The following is a 17,780-nucleotide window of genomic DNA, read 5'->3' as shown; positions in this document are numbered from 1 at the left end:
CCCGGAGGGAACCCCGATGACGGACACCAAGGTATTCGCGCGACTGATCGACGCCGTCAACCGGAAGGACGTCGACGGAGCGGCCGGCTGCTACAGCCGGGACGTGCACTACGCCGAGCCCGGCATCAACTGCGAACTCCACGGCCGCGATCAGGTCCACGAGCTGTACAAGTCCTGGATGACCGACGCGGACCTGACCGCCCGCCTCGACGACACGTTCTCCGCCGGCGACCGCGGCGCGTTCGTCTTCACCATGACCGGCACCGTCGTGAACGAGGTCGCCGGCATGTGGAACGCCGACGCCGTCGGCCGGACGTTCTCGGTGGCCATCGCGGTCATCGCCAGGCTGGACGCGGACGGACTCATGTCCGAGGCCGTCTACTACTGGGACGTCATGACGATGCTCTCCCAGCTCGGGCAGATCCAGGGCCGACCGGAGAGCGGAGGTGAGGCAGCATGAAGGGCGTCGTTTTCGACCTCCTCAACGAGGTGGTCTCCCGGCAGTACGGGCTGCTGGCCTGGGGGGAACTGATCGACGCCTCCGGCGTCGACGGAACGTACACCTCGCTCGGCAACTACCCCGACGAGGAGTTCATGAGCATCGTGGCCGCCGCGGCGCCCATGTTCGGGAAGTCGGAGACGGAGGTCGTCCGCTGGCTGGGCCGCGAAGCCCTGCCGATTTTCGCCGAACGGTACCCGATGTTCTTCGCCGGGCACAGCTCCGCCCGGACGTTCCTGCTGACCCTGGAGGACATCATCCACCCGGAGGTGCGGCGCCTGTATCCGGGAGCCGCCGTGCCCAGCTTCAGGTTCGAGACACCCGCCAGCGGTGTCCTCGTCATGAGCTACAGCTCGCAACGGCAGCTGTGCGCGTTCGGCGAAGGACTCATCGAAGGGGCGGCCGAGCACTTCGGGGAGGACGTCAGGATCGACCAGTCCAGCTGCACCGGACGAGGAGACCCGGAGTGCGTCTTCGAGGTCACCCTCACGCGACAGGGGTGAGTGCGCAGTGGAGCAGCAGCGGGATGCGGATCGGCACGTGACCCTCCTGGAGGACCTGCTCCGGAAGGAACGCGACGCCCGGCGGCAGGCCGAGCTGATATCGGAGGAGATGATTCGCAAGCTGCACGACGCGAAGGAACAGGAGCTCAGGAAGCAGCGCGGCCTGGAGCTGCTCGAATCCGTCGCCGCGGCCTGCAACAACGCGGTCGACATGAACGGCCCGCTCCTCGCCGCCGTGAAGGGCGTCTGCGTCTTCGCGGGATTCCCGGTCGGCCACGCGCTGTCGCTCGTCCCGGACCACGGGGTGCTCGCCTCGCATCCCCAGCACTGGTGGGCGGCCGACCCCTGGCAGCTGGGCTCCCTCCGGGAGACCGGCACCCCCACCGTCCCGCCGGGACACGGGCCCGCGGGCCGCGCCCTGCTGACCCGTGACATCGCGGCGGGCGAGATCGGCGCCGGGGACGACGGAGTCGACTACCTGGCAGCCTGCCGCGGTCTCGGCATGACCCGCTTCCTCACGCTTCCGGTGTCCGACGAATCGGACGTCCTCTTCGTGCTCGAATTCCTCTCGCCACCGGGAACGGCCGGTCAGGACGACATCCTGCCGGCCCTGCTGAGCCAGGTCGGCGCCCAGGTGTCACGGGTGGCCGCACGCCTGCGGGCGGAGCAGGAACTGCAGAACGCCCGCCTGGTCGCCGAGACCGCGGCCCGCAGCAAGACCGAGTTCCTCGCCACCATGAGCCATGAGATCAGAACCCCGATGAACGCCGTCATCGGCATGACGGAACTGCTGCTGGCCACCGCGCTGACGCCCGAGCAGCGGAACTTCGCCGAGATCATCAACTCCAGCGGCGAAGCCCTCCTCGGCATCATCAACGACGTCCTGGACTTCTCCAAGATCGACGCCGGCGGTCTGGAACTGGAGAGCAGGCAGTTCTCGCTCCGCGACACCGTCGAGTCCGCGATCGACGTCATCGCGGCCCGCGCCGCGGAGAAGGGCCTCGATCTCGCCTGCCTGGTGGCCCCCGACATTCCGGACTGCGTGGTCGGCGACGGGATGCGCCTGCGGCAGATCGTGACCAACCTCCTCTCCAACGCGGTCAAGTTCACGGAATCCGGCCATGTCGTCCTCACCGTCAAGACCGCCGAGGACCGACCGGGAGACCCGACCGTGGCGAGGCTGCACTTCGCCGTCTCGGACACCGGCATCGGGATCCCCGAGGACCGCATGGGCCGGCTCTTCAGGAACTTCAGCCAGGTCGATTCCTCCACCACGCGCAAGTACGGGGGCACCGGGCTGGGCCTGGCCATCAGCAAACGCCTCGTGGAGATGATGAACGGGAACATGGAGGTGAAGAGCGAGGTCGGGGTGGGATCGGTCTTCGGCTTCACCATCGACCTGGGCGTCGGCGCGGTCGACCGGCCGCCCTCCGTCGAGGAGCCCCTGCGGCTGAAGCGCCTGCTGATCGTCGACGACACCGACCTGAACCGCGAGGTGATCCGGCGGCACGCCGACTCCTGGAACATGATCTCCACCGAAGCGTCCGCCCCCGAGGAGTCACTGCGGATCCTCACCTCGAACGACCCGTTCGACGTCGCCGTCCTCGACATGATGATGCCGAACATGGACGGCGTCGAACTGGCCGCCCGGATCCACCGGATCCCCGGCCGTCAGCGGCTGCCGCTCATCCTGGCGACCTCGCTGGCGACCTCCCGGCACGCGATCGACGACCGGGAGTTCTCGGCGGTCCTGACCAAGCCCCTCAGGGCCTCGCAACTGCACGACACGCTCCTGTCCGTGGTCGTGGGAGAGCGGGCGGCCCGTAACGCGCCGCCCTCCCCGGTGAACGGGGAGCCGACCGATCTGCGGATCCTGCTCGCCGAGGACAACGCGGTGAACCAGCAGCTCGCCGTACTGCTGCTCAAGAAACTCGGCTACGTCGCCGAGATCGTCGAGGACGGCAGCCAGGCCGTCGACGCCGTCCGGGACGGCGACTACGACGTGGTGCTCATGGACGTCCAGATGCCAGTCATGGACGGCCTCGAAGCGTCACGGAAGATCAATCAGGTGATCGAACCCGGTCGCCGCCCCTACATCATCGCCATGACGGCGAACGCCATGCAGGGCGACCGCGAAGCCTGCCTCGCCGCGGGAATGGACGACTACCTGGCGAAGCCGATCAAGAGCGACGGCCTGGCCGCGGCCCTGGGCCGCGCACCCGCCGCCGGAGGGACGGCGGTCGCCCCCGCCGAAGCCGCCCCGCCGGCCGCCTCCGTCATTCCGGACGTCCTGGCGAGACTGTGCGACGAGATCGGCGGGACGTCATCGGTCGTGGAGCTCGCCCAGCTGTTCGTCGACGACGCCCCGGGGCTGATCTCCACCATCGCGCACGGGCTCCCGAACGAAGCCCTGCGGGCCGCCCACACGCTCAAGTCCAGTGCCCGGGCCCTGGGAGCCGGACCCCTGTCCGGCCTGGCGGAGGACATCGAGAAGAGGGCCCGCGCGGGAACCACCGAGAGCTTCGACGTGCAGGACGTCAACGACGAGTTCCTACGGGCGAAGAGCCAGCTGTTCGGCGTCCTCGCCGACCTGGAGGGCCGGTCCGGCAGCGCGGACCGGGACACCCGGCCGGTGGAGTGACGGGAGGGCCCCGCGCACCGGCCCGCGAAGCCGGTAACGGCCCCCGCACACCGCACCGGCCCGCGAACCCGCGCACCGGCCCGCGCTCACCGCGCGGGCCGGTGCCGCGCGATCAGGCTCGCCCAGCCGCTGACCGCTGGCCGTCGTCGTCCTGACGGCGTGTCGTCGGGCGCGTGTCCCGATCGTTCGGTCCCGCCGTGCTCCACGCCCCGCCTCGCACGCCCTGCCGGCACACCGACTGCCCGGACGATCCTGGACCCGCCGTCACCACCGGGTTCGAGGAGGAGTCCCATGGCGCAGCGTCCCCGGCGCGGTCGAACGCATCGCCGGCGCGGGTGCGAGGACCGGCCGCGCTCCGTGTCGGCCGGCCGACGACTCGCAAGGAGGTCCCCGATGTCACCTTCCGTCCCCGTCCCCGTCCCCGTCCGTGGCCGTGGCCGTGGCCGTGGCCGTGGCCGTGGCCGTGGCCGTGTGGCGGCCCTGGTGTGCGCCCCGCTCCTCGCGCTCGGCGCGCTGCTGGCGGCCGCCGCCCCGGGGTGGGCGGCGGCTGCCGGGCCGCCGGCCGCGACCCACCGCGCCCTGCTCAACTTCGGCACCGTGAAGTGGTTCAACGCCGAGAAGGGGTACGGCTTCATCGTGCCGGACGTTCCCGGTCCTGACGTGTTCGTCCACTACTCGGCCATCGTCGGGACCGGGTACCGCACGTTGCGGGAGGGCGAGCGGGTCGAGTACCAGGTCGAGCAGACCCCCAAAGGCCCGCAGGCCGTCCTCGTCATCCCGCTCGACTGAGGAGTTGCCGATCCGGCGGGTGTCCGGGGCACGCTCGACCAAGATCGCTCCGTAGCCCTGTCCTGGCGCGATGCCCGACACCACGAGCCCGACCCTGCTCTTCGTCATCGGGCCCGCCGCGGTCGGGAAGATGACCGTGGGCGAGGCCGTGGCCGCGCGCACGGGGTACAAGCTCTTCCACAACCACCTGACCATCGAACCGCTGCTGCGGCTGTTCCCCTACGGGTCGCCGCAGTTCCAGCGCCTCAACCACGACTTCCGTGAGCAGATCTTCGCCGAGGCCGCTGCCAGCGACCTGCCCGGCCTGGTGTTCACCCTGGTCTGGGACTTCGACGACCCGGACGACGCCGCACTCGTCGAGCGCTACGCGGCCCCGTTCCGCGAACGCGGCTCGCGCGTGCTGTTCCTGGAGCTGTCCGCCGACCAGAGCGTGCGGCTGGAGCGCAACGCCGGGGAGACCCGCCTGGCGGAGAAGCCGTCCAAGCGCGACCTGGACTGGTCCAACGGCAATCTGCTCGACATGGACGCCAGGTACCGGCTCAACTCGGTCGACGACTTCGCGCACGTCCCGGGTGCGCACCTGCTGATCGACAACACCCGCCTGGAGCCCGACGAGGTCGCCGAACGGGCCGTCGAGCACTTCGGACTCTGACCAGCCGGGGCCGGCTCACGGCGGCCCCGGCTCACGGCGGCCCCGGCCCCGGCCCCGCGGAACTCACCTGTCCGGGCGGCGGGTTCGGCGGGCCGGCCCGGGCCGGCGATCAGCGAACGAGCGCGCGCAGCAACCGTACGTACGGGCTCCACCGCGCCGGGCGGGCCACCGTGCCCGTGCAGGCCTTCTCCGCGCGATCCAGGCTGTCCTCCAGAAGCGCGTCGTGGAGCGGCCGCCAGGCGAGCGGCCAGCCGAGTCGTGCCGGGCCGCGGGCGGTCAGGACGAGCGTGTGGCGCAGCAGGGTGTACCGCTCGTCGACGGCCGTGGCGGTGAACTCGTGGAAGCCGTGGAAGCCGCGCGGCCCGGTGAAGCCGAAGCGCACCCATGCCGCGGGGACGTACGCGTCGACGGTGTAGCGGACCGGGCCGTGCCCACCGACGGCGCCCACGGCGAGTGGACGGTCGAAGCGCATCGGGGGCCACGTGTCCTGCGGCCACAGCAGGTCGCCGGTGCCGGCCAGGGTGTCGATCAGCGCCCCCACCTCGGTCTCCTTCGCGGGCAGCAGGCGTTCGTGCACGTTGTGGACAGCCATCGGCTCACCTTCCGGGCAGTTATAGAGACTGCTCTCTAATTATTGTGGAGAGTACTCTCCAACTCATGGCGAGACCACCCCGCTTCGACTCCGACCAGCTTCTCGACGCCGCCGTCCGGCTGGCCGCCGAGTCCGGCCCGGCCGCGGTGACCATGGCCGCGGTCGCGGGAGAGGTCGGAGCCCCGAGCGGCTCGGTGTACTACCGCTTCCCGGGACGGAGCGCGCTGCTCGCCGAACTCTGGCTGCGGACCGTCGACCGGTTCCAGCAGGGCTACCTCGCGGCCTTCGGCACGGTACTCGGCAAGGACCTCGACCCCGTGCCGCTCGCCACGACCGCCGACGCGCGGCAGACCGCGCGGGCGGCGGCCCGCCAGGTGGTCGCATGGGCCCGGGCCCACCCGCAGGAGGCGGCCCTGCTCCTCTACGGCCCCGACGACTTCGGGCGCGCGGACTGGTCGGAGGAACACCGGCTGCGCGCGGATCTCGGCAACCGGAGCGTGCACGGCGCGCTCGCCGCCCTCGCCGCGCTGCTGGGGGCCGGGTCGCCCACCGAGGACCCCCGGTCCGTCGAACGCGTGGTGCTCGCCCTGATCGAGCTGCCGCTCTCGCTGGTCCGACGCCACCTGCGGGCCGGCGCGCAACTCCCCGAACACGCCGAGGAACTCGCCGAGGAGTGCGCCGACGACCTCCTCGCCCGGCTCGGCCCCCACCGTCCTTGACGCTCGGTGAGACGAACACCGCATAGACTCCCGGGGATCGAGCGGGCCGCCCGGCAACGGCCGGGCCGGGCGAGGAGGGGGCGTCATGGGGCCCGTACCGGGCGCACGGGAAGAGCTGGACCGGCTGGGCCGGGCCCTGCGGTCACAACTGGTCGAGCTGATCGACGACTTGGCCCCCGACAGCGATCCCGGCCTGCCGCTGCTCGACACGCCACAGGTCGTCGACTGGCACGAACCGCTCCGCTACCGGTACTCGGTCAGCAGCAGCACGGGGAAGCGCCCCGCGAATGCCGGCGCCGCCGACACCGCCGCTCGCGCGGCCGCGCTGCTCCACTCCGCGGGCTGGACGGTCGCGACCTCGCAGGAGGACGCCAAGGGAACGCCCCGCATCGTGGTCACCGGCCACCGCGACGGCTGCACCATCGAGATCCGTACGGTCGACCACACGTCCACCGTGTGGTTCAGCGGGCAGACACCGGCGATGGCCCTGTACGAGCCGGAGGAGTTCCACCGGCCCGAGCCGGTGCGCACGGCCGAGACCGTCACGGCCGGATTCGTGCTCTGCTACGAGTGCGAAGGCCTGGGCTGGTGCTACGACTGCGGGGGACGCGGCTGGCGGCCCGACGCGACCCGCGGGCGGGTCAACTGCCCCGCATGCCACCGGCACCGCGTCTGCGTGATCTGCCGGGGCGAGGCAGAGCTCGCCGTCTCCCAGCTGTCGACGTACCAGCTCGGCTACTACCCCGAATTGAATGAATGAGTGCGGGCCATGGCCAGGTCCACGGTTTTGAGAATCCACCAGGATCCGCGAATGACAGGTACCGCTTGATGCACACGACAGAGCCGACGGAAGCCCGCATCGAGGATGCGGGCAACATCCTGGTCGCACCTTCGATGTCGCAGGACAACGACGTGATCAGGGACTTCTTCGGGTCCACGATCACGCCGGAGGAGCTTGCTTCCGGCTCGCCCGACCTCGCCCGGAGGACGGTCTACCTGTGTGGCGACATATCCGGGATCAGCGGCCGTCAACTGCACGCGGCTGCGCGGGTATTCGTCGTCCGGGAGCTGTCGCACGGCTACCGCGAGGACGTCGACGAGCCCTGGACCCTCGTCGACCTCGGCCGGGTCCCCGTCCGCGTACACGGCGTCGGCGTGTACTACCGCCGCTTTTTCGGACTCGGCGACGATCATTTCGGGCGGATCCGTACGGAGCACGCGTTCCAGTCCCTGACGGAGTCCACCAAGCCCGGCGCGGCCCATCGCAGCGGAATCTATCTGACGCCCGTCACGCGCAACGGTGACGAACTGCATTTCCGCCTGCTCCGGTGCTCCACGAATCTCTCGGGACCGACCGAGAGCTTCCGCCCGACCGACACGCACATCGTCGAAGCGCTGAACCGCGAGGCCGCCGCCGTCTTCCGGAACCAGGCGCCGCTGAATCACGTCCTCGCGCAGATCTACCACAACACCCTTGCCACGGCCGAGCGCAAGCAGTCCAAGGCGAAGATCTCGGCCCATGCCGACAAGACCAAGGACATGCCCGCCAACGGCATCATGGCCTTCTGCACCTTCTACGACCGGCTCGACAAGCTGCGGCCCCTGGCCGAGGACGCCTACGACTTCGGCGTGAAGGGCGCCAGCGGGCTGACCAGGCTCCACTTCCGCCTCAAGGAGCGGACCGCGGAACTCGACGGGATCGCACTCCCCCCGCAGTTCACCGTCACCCTCCACCCCGGCTCCGTGTTCTTCATGCCGCTGTCCACCAACCGCCTCTACACCCACGAGATCCGGCCCTCGTCACTGGACGCCGAGCTGCTCCCGACCCGCCTGGGCTACGTGGTGCGCTGTTCCAACACCGAAGCCGTCCACAAGGACGGCCGCACGTTCCTCGAACGGGACGGAGAACCGGTGGAACTGGAGCCGCCCACACCGGCCGGCATGGACGAGCTGCGCAGGCTGTACGCCGAGGAGAACAGGACCTCGTCCTTCATGGACTACGGCGACGAATTCCTCTTCAGCATGAACACGGGAGACTACCTTGCCCCCCGCGTCTAGGATCTCGGACGAGATCCTCTCGTGCACACTGCCCACCGAGGAGAACCTCTTCGCGGAACTGTCCGCGTCGGCCCGTCTGGAAGACGTGGGAAAGGGCCGGCGGGGCGCCGTGCTCGCCAGGATCGACGAGTCGGGTGATGCGCCCCTTGTACGGACCACCACTCGCTACAGCAGCCCGACGCAGCGCTTCCGGGCGGTGCACGAACGGCTGGCACGGCAGGTTCAAGAACGTGCGGCGCTTTCGGTCGGCTTCAACAACGCTCTCATCGAGAGCTGCACGAACGCCTACGCGACCATGGGCAGCCACTCCGACCAGGCCCTCGATCTGGCCGACGATTCGTTCATCGCCGTCTTCTCCTGCTACCAGCATCCCGATGCGAGCCCGCCGAGAAAGCTGATCTTCGAATCGAAGGGGCCCGACGGCGAGAAGTTCGAGATCCCCCTCGCCCACCACAGTGTCGTCGCGTTTTCTGTCGGCTCGAACCGGCGACTCAGGCACAAGATCGTCCTGGACCCGCCCGCCCGCACGGCGGACAACCAATGGCTGGGCGTAACCTTTCGAACGTCAAAAACACTCGTCCGGTTTCGCGACGGACAGGCGTACCTCCCCCAGGGCGCACGCCTCGTGCCGGCCGACGAGGAGCAGAGGCACGAGTTCTACCGACTGCGGCGCCGTGAGAACACGGAAACGGACTTCGTCTACCCCCCGCTCACGTACACCATCAGCGAGAGCGACCTGACGCCGCCCGTCTGACCTCGAAGGCTCGGCTCGCTCGTGCGGTCAGCCGAGCGCGTTGGACCAGTCCGTCAGTCGGGCGAAGTCCTGGACCGTCAGGCCGACCTTCGGGTCGACGTGGTGGAGCAGTGCCTGGCCCGGGTGGTGGGCTTCCACCCAGGCCCGGTCGGCGTCCGTGATCAGGTCGTCGACCCAGGCGAACGGGCGGCCCTTCGCCCAGGCGACGATCTGCGGGGTCTTCCAGAACACCCCGCCGCCCGGCTCGGGCCGCGGCTCGGACCAGGGGATGTACGGCAGGCCGGGCAGCCCCAGCAAGGGACCGATGAAGGCATTGGCCTCCTCCTGCCACGTCGTCGCCCACGCCAGGTCGAAGGGCAGCGCCACGAGGGCCGGGCCGTGGGCCGGGTTGAGCCAGACCCGCAGGGGCTTCGGCGCCTTGTGGGGAAGGCCCCAGGCCGTGAGCCGACGGCGCTCGGCCGCCACCCAGCGCGGCGTCATCAACCGGTGGGTCTCGAAGCCCTCGGGCCGCCGGTAGGGCTTCGCCGCGCACGGGTTCAGCGGTCCGTCGACGTCCAGCAGCAGCAACGGCCGCATCGCCTCGCCTCCTCCGGGATCGTCCCCGCACGCTACCCGGGCGGAAGGAGGTGGCCCACCGGATTTCCGACCGCCGAGCGTGCGGGGCCTGGGCTCAGCCGATGCTGAACGCGCCGTCCGGTGGGGGCGGGGAGTCGGTGGCCTCGGCGTCGGTGACCGGGGCGGTCCGGCCGACCAGGTCCGCCAGGTCGTCCCCGTCGGTGAGCCGGGCCGGGAAGATGTCGCCCGCGAGCAGCCGGGTCAGCTCGGCCACCGGCAGGGGCGCCGTCGAGCCCGCCAGCAGGATGTTGCCGTACCGGCGGCCGCGCAGCACCGGCGCCTCCGCCACCAGGCAGACGTACGGGAACACCGCCCGCACCGTCGCCGCCTGGGCCTTGGCGAAGGCCAGCGGCGGGCCGTCCGCCAGGTTCGCCGCGTAGCAGCCGCCGGGGCGCAGCGCGGCGGCGGCCAGTCGCAGGAACTCCACGGAGGTGAGGTGGGCGGGGGTGCGCGAGCCGTGGAAGACGTCGGCGATCACCAGGTCCTGCGAGCCGGCCGGGGTCTCGGCGAGGGCCTCCCGGGCGTCGCCGACGGTCGCGGTGATGTCCGCGCCGGGGCCCTGCCAGGGCAGCTGTTCGGCGACCAGTTCCAGCAGCGGTCCGTCCACCTCCGCGACCCGTTGCCGGGAGCCGGGTCGGGTGGCGGCCAGGTAGCGGGGCAGGGTGAGGGCGCCGCCGCCGAGGTGCAGCGCGTCGAGCGGCTGTCCGGCGGGGGCGAGGGCGTCGGCGAGGTGGCCGAGGCGCCGGGTGTACTCGAACTCCAGGTGGGTCGGGTCGGCGAGGTCGACGTAGGACTGGGGGGTGCCGTCCAGGGTGAGCAGCCAGCCGCCGTCCCGGTCGAGGTCGGGCATGAGCTTGGCGAAGCCCAGGTCGGTCCGCCGCCCGACGGGCACCGGCTCGCCGTGCTCGTCGTCCTCGGCCTGCTCGGCACCGTCGTGCTGCGGGAAGGTCACGCGTGCTCCCCGACGGGCTCGACGTCGAGGTAGGCGGCGAGCCAGCGGTCCAGTTCGGCGAACACCTCGGCGCGGGCCTCCGCACCGGACAGCACCAGGTCGTGCATGCCGCCCTTGATCCGCACGACGGTGACGTGCCGGCCCAGCCGCGGCCCCTGCGCGGCGATGTCGTCGGCGCGCAGCACGGCGTCGGCGTGGTGCAGCGCGTTGTGCCACTTGGTGGTGGAGATGGACCGGGTCGAGGCCATCAGCAGCACCGGCACGTCGATGCCCAGTCCCCGGTGCAGCCGCCGGTGGCCCTGGTGGATCGCCGACAGCCAGCCCGCGTACAGCGGGAAGCTCTCGGGGCGCTTGAGGGTGAGGTCGAAGTCCCACTCGCCCTGGTGGTCCTTGTGCAGGCTGTGGGTGTAGTGCGGGTTGAGCGCGGACGGCAGGACGCGGGTCGGCGCCAGCCGCCCGACCGCCGTCACGGCGGGCCCGCCGAGTGTGCGGACCGCGGGCCCGACCGGCATCGACAGGAACGGACTGTTGAGGAACAGGCCGTCCACCACCCCTCGCCCGGCCCGCCGGCCGGCCCACAGGGCCCCGATCAGCCCGCCGGTGGAGTGCCCGTTCAGCAGCAGCTGCCGGTGCCCGTCCACCTCGCGGATGATCCGGACGGCCTCGTCGATCTCCTCGTCGTACTCGGTGAGGTCGCGGACGAAGTTCGGCGACTGGTGGGGGCGCAGCGAGCGGCCGTACTTGCGCAGGTCGAGGGCGTAGAAGGAGAAGCCGAGCGCGGTGTAGTGGTCCGCGAGGTTGGTCTGGAAGAAGTAGTCGTTGTACCCGTGGATGTACAGCACGGCCCGGTCCGCCCCGGGCACCGGCCTGCGGACGAGCGTCGCGCACACCGCCCCCTCGTCGTCCGGCCGCAGCGTCAGCTCGGCGGCCTCGTAGGGGGCACCCAGGATGTCTTCACGGAACTCCATGAGGGTGACTGTACTGGCTCAGCCGTTGTCGACCCCGGCATCTCCGACCTGGCGCGATGTGATGATCGCAATGCTTTCGGAGAGCGCTGCGTGGGCGTCGTCGATGGCACGATCGGCCTGCCGACGGGCCTCCTCGGCTTCCTCGTGCCGGCCGAGGTCCTTGAACACGGCTTGGAGAGCGATCCAGGTGCTGCCCTCACCGGTGCGGTCGCCGAGTTCCTGACAGACGGCCAGGGACCGCCGGTGGGCGGCCAGGGCTTCGTCCGCCCTCCCGGCACGCCGCAGAGCGATGCCGAGGTTGCGCAGGCTCAGGCTCTCCCCCTGGCGGTCACCGGTCTCCCGCAGCAGGCGGCCGGCCCGCTCGTGGGCCTCCACCGCTTCCCCGACCCGGCCCGCACCGACGAGGGTGACGCCGAGATCGCCCAGCACCAGCGCTTCGTTGTACCGGTCACCGGCCTCCTGGCAGACGGTCCGCGCCCGCTGGTGGACCTCGATCGCCTCGTCGTAACGACCCCGGCGGCTGAGGATCTGGGCGACGCAGCCCCAGGACATCCCTTCGCCGCTCCGGTCACCGAGGTCCCGGAAGACCGTTGCCGTCCGCCGGAACGTCTCGTCGGCCTCGTCCAACCGTTCCGCGTCGATCAGCAGGATGCCGAGGTTGAACGACAGCCGGGCCTCCCACCGCGAGTCGTCCCGGCCGTGCACCAGGGTGAGGGCGTACCGGATCGCGTCGATGGCCGCCTGCCGCTGGTGCAGGCTCGCCAGGATCTCGGCGAGGTTCGCGTGGGCCGAGGCCTCCCCTTTCCGGTCGCCGACCTCCTGGAAGATCTCGCCGGCGGTCAGCAGGGCCTCCATCGCCTCCTCGAACCGGCGGGCCCGGCCCTGCGCGAAGCCGAGGTTGTGCCGTGCCGTCGCCTCCTCGGACCTGATCCCGACGGCGAGGGCGGCGGACAGCGCCGCCGTCGTCATCGCGACGGCGTCGTCGTTCCGGCACCACCGGACCAGATGGCCGACCAGCGCCGAGGACAGCGGTACGGCCACCAGGGGAAGGCCGATCGCCGCCGCCAGACGCACGGTCACGACCAGGTTGGCCCGCTCGCACTCCAGCCACCCCAGGGCCTCGCCCCGGTCGCGGAACCGACCGGGGCCCCGCCTTCCGGGAAGCGCCTCGATCTCCTCGTCGGCGGCCACGGCCGTCTCCGCGTAGTGCACCAGCAGGCGCTGCAGGGCGCTGCCGCCGGCCGCCCGGTGGCGACCGGCCTGTTCCAGCGCGTAGTCCCGGACCAGGTCGTGGAGGTACCAGCGGCCGCCCGCCGTCTGTTCGACCAGGGCGCTGCCGACGAGCCGGGCGAGCCGGGAGCGGGCCTCGCGGACCTTGGCGTCGGCCAGTGCGGCGGCGGCGTCGGTCGAGATGTCGGGGCCGGGGTTGAGGGCCAGCAGCCGGAACAGCTCCGCCTGCGGCTCGGTGAGTCTCCGGTACGAGCGGTCGAGCACGATCCGGACGCCGACCTCGCCGTCGTCCAGGAGGTCGAGCCGGGCGGCGTGATCGGCCAGGTCCGTGGCGAGCTCGTCGGAGCGAAAGTGCGGGTCCAGGACGAGCTGGGCGGCGGCGAGCCGCAGGGCGAGCGGGAGGTGGCTGCACAGTTTCGCGATGCGCCGGGCGGCTGCCGGGTCGGCCGTGACGCGCGCGTCGTCCGGGCGGGCGGCGCGGACGACGGTGTCGAGGAGGGCGACGGCCGCCTCAGGGCCGAGGACGCCGAGGCGGTGGAGGCGGGCGCCGAGGCCGGGGAGGGTCTCCCGGGAGGTGACCAGGAGGCGGTGGCGGGTGGACGGCGGCTGGAGGAGGCGGACCTGGTCGGCGGCGGAGGCGTTGTCGGCGACGACCAGGACGCCTCCGCCGTGCTGCTCCAGCCGGGCGCGGTAGAGGGCGGCCCGGGTCTCCGGGTCCGGGGGGATGTGCTCCGCCGGGACGCCGAGGGCGCGCAGCAGGGTGTCGAGGGCCTGCCCGGCCTCGACCGGGGTCCCGTCGTAGCCCCGGAGGTCGACGAGGAAGGCCGCGGAGAAGTGCTCGGCGTCCAGGAGGGCATGGCCGACGGCGGTCGCCAGCGTCGTCTTGCCGATGCCGCCGAGGCCGGTGACCGTCACCGTCGACGGGCCGTCCGTGGTCAGCAGGGCCCGGAGCTCGGCGAGGTCCTGCTCCCGTCCGGTGAAGGCGGAGGTGAGTGGCGGGAGGCCGGCGATGGTGGGCGGCCGGGGGGTGACCGTCACGTGCGCGGTGTGCGCCTGGACGACCGGGCCGTGGAAGTTGCCCCCGCGAATGCTGTTGTGCACCCGGTCAGGGTAGCCGCCCGCGCCTCCCGGCCGCTTCTCGTGCGCCTCCTGTGCGCCGGTGGTTCTGTGGAACGCTTCCCGGACAGACCAGGCGAGTTGGGGAGTTTGCATGCAGCACGGGCATACCGATCCGTCGCTCTACCGTTCGGCCGCGGAGGCGATCGCCGCTCCGCCGGAGAAGCTGGCGTACGTGGCCGGGTTCGACCGGTCGGGGCAGCAGCCGGACGCACTGCTGAGCGTCGACACCGATCCGGACTCGGCGAGCTACGGGAAGGTTCTGAACTTCGCCGAACTGCCCACGCTCGGCGACGAGTTGCACCACTTCGGCTGGAACGCCTGCTCCAGCGCCCTCGCCCACGCCTGCCACGAGAACCCCGAGCGGCGCTACCTGCTGCTGCCCGGGCTGCGCTCCTCCCGGCTGCACGTCATGGACACCCGGCCCGACCCGGTCCGCCCGCGCCTGGTGAAGACGATCGAGGCCGAGGAACTGGCCGCCAAGGCCGGCTACTCGCGCCCGCACACCCTGCACTGCGGCCCCGACGGCGTCTTCCTCTCCTGCCTCGGCGGCGCCGACGGCGAGGACGGGCCGGGCGGGGTGGCGCTGCTCGACCACACCACCTTCGAGGTGCTGCGCCCCTGGGAGACCGAGCGCGGTCCGCAGCACTTCGCGTACGACGTCTGGTGGCACCTGGGCACCAACGTGGGCATCACCAGCGAGTGGGGCACCCCGTCGATGGTCGAGGACGGGGTGGTGCCGGACCTCCTGCTCGGGCGCAAGTACGGCCACGCGCTGCACTTCTGGGAGCTGGACTCCGGGCGCCACCTCCAGCGGGTGGACCTCGGCGACCAGTACCAGATGGTGCTGGAGCTGCGCCCGGCGCACGATCCGCAGGCGGAGTGGGGCTTCGTCGGCGTGGTCACCAACGTCGAGGACCTCTCCTCCTCGGTGTGGCTCTGGTACCGGGACGGGCCGGCGTTCACCGCGCGCAAGGTGATCGAGATTCCCGCCGAGCCGGCCAAGGCCGAGGACCTGCCGCCCGCGCTGCAGCCGTTCGGCGCGGTGCCGCCGCTGGTCACGGACATCAACCTGTCGGTGGACGACCGCTGGCTGTTCGTCTCGGCGTGGGGCACCGGGGAGTTGTTCCAGTACGACGTCTCGGACCCGTTCCACCCCCGCCTGGCGGGCTCGGTGCGGCTCGGCGGGATCGCCGCCCGCACCCCGCACCCGGCGGAGCCCGGCCGTCCGCTGAGCGGGGCGCCGCAGATGGTGGAGATCAGCCGGGACGGCCGGCGGCTGTACCTCACCAACTCGCTCTACGGCGCCTGGGACGACCAGTTCTACCCGGAGGGCATCGAGCCCTGGATGGTCAAGCTGGACGCCGACCCGGAGGCCGGCGGGCTGAGCATCGACGAGCGCTTCTTCCCGCACGGCGCCGACTTCCGGGGCCTGCGCGTCCACCAGACCCACCTGGCGGGCGGCGACGCCTCCTCCGACTCCTACTGCTTCCGCTGACCCGCCGACGGAGCGGACGGCCGCCCGGTCGGCGGCCGCCGGTCCGACGGCCGTCCGGCCGGCGTCACCGGTACAGCGCCTGGTCGAACCGCACCTGCGTGGACGGCAGCCCGGCCGCCGCCAGCCGGGTGCGGACGGAGCCGACCATGCCGATCGGCCCGGTGACGCAGGCCAGGTGCTCGCGCCAGTCGCCGGCCGAGGCGACGGTGTCGGCGAGCTCGCCGACGGTGACCGGGGTGACGGTCAACCACGGCTTGTGCAGGCCGAGTTCGGCCAGCGAATGCCAGTCGTAGAGGTCCGCGCGCTCCCGGGCGCCGACGAACAGGTGGACCCGGCGGCCGGTCGGCCGGCGGGTGGTCTGCTGCTCGATGATCGCCTTCATCGGGGCGAGGCCGGTGCCTCCCGCGACCAGCAGCAGGTCGCGGGCGTCGTCGTCGGGCAGCAGGCTGCCGCGCGGCGGGCCGAGGCGCAGCCGGTCGCCGACGGCGATGTGCTCGACCAGGGCGGCGCTGACCCCGCCGGGGCCGGTGCGGCGGACGTGGAACTCCAGCTCGTTGTCGGCGCGCGGGGCGCAGCCCATCGAGTACTGCCGCCAGGTGTGCGGCAGCGCCGGGTGCTCGACGGTGCCGTACTGCCCGGCCCGGTACGGGTACGGCTCGCCGGTGCGCACCCGCAGCACGGCGAGGTCGGGGCGGCGGCGTTCGTGGCCGGTCACCACGGCGTGCCAGTACGGGGGTTCGGTGAGCGCGGAGTCGGCGCCGGCCACCATCGCGCCGACGGCGAAGCGCAGCATCCGCACCCAGGCGCCCTCCAGGTCGTCGGTCCAGCGCTCGCCGGCCCGGTGCCGGACGGCCGCGCACAGGGCCTCCTCGAAGGCCTCGTAGTGCACCGGTCGGACGCCCAGCTTCCGGTGGTCGCGGCCGAGTTGGCGGAGTGTCTGCTCCAGTTCGGCCGGGCGGTCGAGGTTGTCGATCAGGTGGTGGAAGATCCGTTCCAGGTGGAGCTGCTGGAACTCCATCGAGGCGGGGAAGAGCGGTCGCAGATACGGGCGATGGCTGAACATCACCGCGTAGAGGTGGTCGATCAGGTCCGCGAGCGGGGAGATCAGGTCGAGGTCGCGCCGGATCAGGTGCTGGTCGGCGGCGCCGTCGTAGCCGCCGTCCTCGCCGTACGCGCCGTACCCGAAGTCGCCGCCGCCCGAGGAGGACGGGGCGAGGAGTTGGCGTCGCAGGCGCATCGCGTGATGGCGGGCGATCAGGCGGTCGTACTCGGCGGTGGCGGTGGCGGTGGCGGTGCCAATGCTCATGCTGCTGTTGTCCATGTCCCGTCCAGTCAACTGCCGGGCCGCCGAGCGCGAGAAGGGCCGATCGCCCCGGAGGAACCCGGGACCATCGACCCCTTGCCTTGGTACGTGTGGACCGGGATGGTTCTCGGCCACCACGGACCGGACCGCCCGGAAGGGCCGGTACGGCCCCGGACGGGCGGCCCCGGACGAGCGGCCCCGGAAGGACAGGCCCGGAAGGGCGGGCACGACCCCCACGGCCCCGGAAGGACGGCCGCCGAAGGACACCCGCGGCAGGACCCCGCGAAGGAACGGGTGCGACGGGCAGGTGCCCCACGCCCCGGTGCTCTCCCACCACCAGGACCCGGGGCACCGCCGTCGTCAGACCCCTGCCCGGTGCGTCTCCCGGCGCTCCAGCCGCCGCTGCCGGCCCTGGCGCAGCGGCTGTTCGGGCAGCCACCCGAAGGTGAGGCAGGCGCCGACCACTCCGAGCAGCATCCCGATCACGAAGCCGCCCAGGTTGGAGGTGAGCCAGCTGGCCAGCGAGGCCAGCACGGCGAGGATGGAGTAGAACAGCCGCTGCGCCGGATTGAACAGGATCAGCAGGCCGCACAGCATCATCACCGCCGGCACCAGGTACCCGGCCAGCCCCTGCATCCCGATGTGCAGGATGACGGGCAGCGGGGCCTTCAGGGTGAACAGGATCTCGGCGCCGCCGAGCGTCACCAGCAGCCCGCCCCAGAACGGTCGCTTGCCCCGCCAGTCGCGCTTGGTCGGGCGCGCGGTCGGCTCGGCGGCGGTGGCCGCCGCGGCCTGGGCGGGTGCGGCCGCCGTCCCCTCGGCGGCCACCCCCTCGGCCCGTGCCGCGGTGCCCTCGCCGGTGCCGGCCGGCTCCGGTACGGACTCCGTCAT

Annotated in this window: 17 protein-coding genes; 10 read left to right on the top strand and 7 right to left on the bottom strand. The window is 71.9% G+C overall.

The features are described from left to right. Positions 1-16 precede the first annotated feature (16 nt). The 5 genes from ACGFSC_RS10625 to ACGFSC_RS10605 all read left to right on the top strand — a co-directional run bounded on the left by ACGFSC_RS10625 (position 17) and on the right by ACGFSC_RS10605 (position 5,084). Complete coding sequence (locus tag ACGFSC_RS10625; RefSeq protein ID WP_359901009.1) at positions 17-460, top strand: nuclear transport factor 2 family protein; 444 nt, start codon at positions 17-19, stop codon at positions 458-460. Beyond that, entirely contained in the window at positions 457-1,002 is a 546-nt protein-coding gene (locus ACGFSC_RS10620) for a heme NO-binding domain-containing protein (RefSeq protein WP_359901007.1), read from the top strand. The genes ACGFSC_RS10625 and ACGFSC_RS10620 overlap by 4 nt, the downstream gene beginning before the upstream one ends. A 37-nt stretch (positions 1,003-1,039) precedes the next feature. Next, positions 1,040-3,643 (top strand): response regulator, encoded by a 2,604-nt coding sequence (locus ACGFSC_RS10615; protein ID WP_359901004.1) that lies wholly within the window; start codon positions 1,040-1,042, stop codon positions 3,641-3,643. Between the two features lie 579 nt (positions 3,644-4,222). After that, positions 4,223-4,432, top strand: coding sequence for a cold-shock protein (locus ACGFSC_RS10610; protein WP_359901063.1), 210 nt, complete (start codon positions 4,223-4,225; stop codon positions 4,430-4,432). Between the two features lie 70 nt (positions 4,433-4,502). Beyond that, on the top strand, positions 4,503-5,084 hold the full coding sequence (locus tag ACGFSC_RS10605; protein WP_359901001.1) for an AAA family ATPase: 582 nt from the start codon (positions 4,503-4,505) through the stop codon (positions 5,082-5,084). Between the two features lie 109 nt (positions 5,085-5,193). On the opposite strand, the gene ACGFSC_RS10600 is transcribed toward ACGFSC_RS10605, so the two are convergent. Then, complete coding sequence (locus ACGFSC_RS10600) at positions 5,194-5,676, bottom strand: SRPBCC family protein (protein ID WP_359900998.1); 483 nt, start codon at positions 5,674-5,676, stop codon at positions 5,194-5,196. Positions 5,677-5,741: 65 nt separating this feature from the next. Between ACGFSC_RS10600 and ACGFSC_RS10595 the strand changes: the two genes are divergently transcribed. The 4 genes from ACGFSC_RS10595 (at position 5,742) to ACGFSC_RS10580 (ending at position 9,207) form a co-directional block, all read left to right on the top strand. Further along, positions 5,742-6,395: a helix-turn-helix domain-containing protein gene (locus ACGFSC_RS10595; RefSeq protein ID WP_359900995.1), complete on the top strand. Its 654-nt coding sequence runs from the start codon at positions 5,742-5,744 to the stop codon at positions 6,393-6,395. An 85-nt stretch (positions 6,396-6,480) separates the two neighbouring features. Then, positions 6,481-7,155, top strand: coding sequence for a hypothetical protein (locus tag ACGFSC_RS10590; RefSeq protein ID WP_359900992.1), 675 nt, complete (start codon positions 6,481-6,483; stop codon positions 7,153-7,155). Positions 7,156-7,223: 68 nt separating this feature from the next. After that, positions 7,224-8,453, top strand: a complete 1,230-nt coding sequence (locus ACGFSC_RS10585; protein WP_359901060.1) for a hypothetical protein — start codon at positions 7,224-7,226, stop codon at positions 8,451-8,453. Then, complete coding sequence (locus tag ACGFSC_RS10580; RefSeq protein ID WP_359900990.1) at positions 8,437-9,207, top strand: hypothetical protein; 771 nt, start codon at positions 8,437-8,439, stop codon at positions 9,205-9,207. Before ACGFSC_RS10585 ends, ACGFSC_RS10580 begins: the two co-directional genes overlap by 17 nt. A gap of 27 nt (positions 9,208-9,234) precedes the next feature. On the opposite strand, the gene ACGFSC_RS10575 is transcribed toward ACGFSC_RS10580, so the two are convergent. The 4 genes from ACGFSC_RS10575 to ACGFSC_RS10560 all read right to left on the bottom strand — a co-directional run bounded on the left by ACGFSC_RS10575 (position 9,235) and on the right by ACGFSC_RS10560 (position 14,073). Then, positions 9,235-9,783 carry a hypothetical protein gene (locus tag ACGFSC_RS10575; protein WP_359900987.1) on the bottom strand — a complete coding sequence of 183 codons (549 nt, stop codon included), beginning with the start codon at positions 9,781-9,783 and terminating at the stop codon, positions 9,235-9,237. A 94-nt stretch (positions 9,784-9,877) separates the two neighbouring features. Continuing rightward, a complete protein-coding gene (locus tag ACGFSC_RS10570) occupies positions 9,878-10,672 on the bottom strand; it encodes a fused MFS/spermidine synthase (protein WP_359901057.1) in 795 nt (264 codons plus the stop codon). Between the two features lie 98 nt (positions 10,673-10,770). Beyond that, the gene (locus ACGFSC_RS10565) at positions 10,771-11,742 is read right to left on the bottom strand and encodes an alpha/beta hydrolase (RefSeq protein WP_359900984.1); all 972 of its coding nucleotides are present in this window, start codon (positions 11,740-11,742) and stop codon (positions 10,771-10,773) included. An 18-nt stretch (positions 11,743-11,760) separates the two neighbouring features. After that, positions 11,761-14,073, bottom strand: a complete 2,313-nt coding sequence (locus ACGFSC_RS10560) for a tetratricopeptide repeat protein (RefSeq protein WP_359900982.1) — start codon at positions 14,071-14,073, stop codon at positions 11,761-11,763. 109 nt (positions 14,074-14,182) lie between these two features. Between ACGFSC_RS10560 and ACGFSC_RS10555 the strand changes: the two genes are divergently transcribed. Continuing rightward, positions 14,183-15,586 carry a selenium-binding protein SBP56-related protein gene (locus ACGFSC_RS10555; RefSeq protein ID WP_359900980.1) on the top strand — a complete coding sequence of 468 codons (1,404 nt, stop codon included), beginning with the start codon at positions 14,183-14,185 and terminating at the stop codon, positions 15,584-15,586. Positions 15,587-15,650: 64 nt separating this feature from the next. On the opposite strand, the gene ACGFSC_RS10550 is transcribed toward ACGFSC_RS10555, so the two are convergent. Further along, a complete protein-coding gene (locus ACGFSC_RS10550; protein WP_359900978.1) occupies positions 15,651-16,892 on the bottom strand; it encodes a globin domain-containing protein in 1,242 nt (413 codons plus the stop codon). Between the two features lie 357 nt (positions 16,893-17,249). After that, complete coding sequence (locus ACGFSC_RS10545; protein WP_359900976.1) at positions 17,250-17,780, bottom strand: DUF6114 domain-containing protein; 531 nt, start codon at positions 17,778-17,780, stop codon at positions 17,250-17,252.

Origin of the sequence: Kitasatospora sp. NPDC048715 (assembly GCF_043198905.1) — a bacterium.
Taxonomy (GTDB): domain Bacteria; phylum Actinomycetota; class Actinomycetes; order Streptomycetales; family Streptomycetaceae; genus Kitasatospora; species Kitasatospora lactacystinica.
This window is presented reverse-complemented; position numbering and strand designations above follow the sequence as displayed.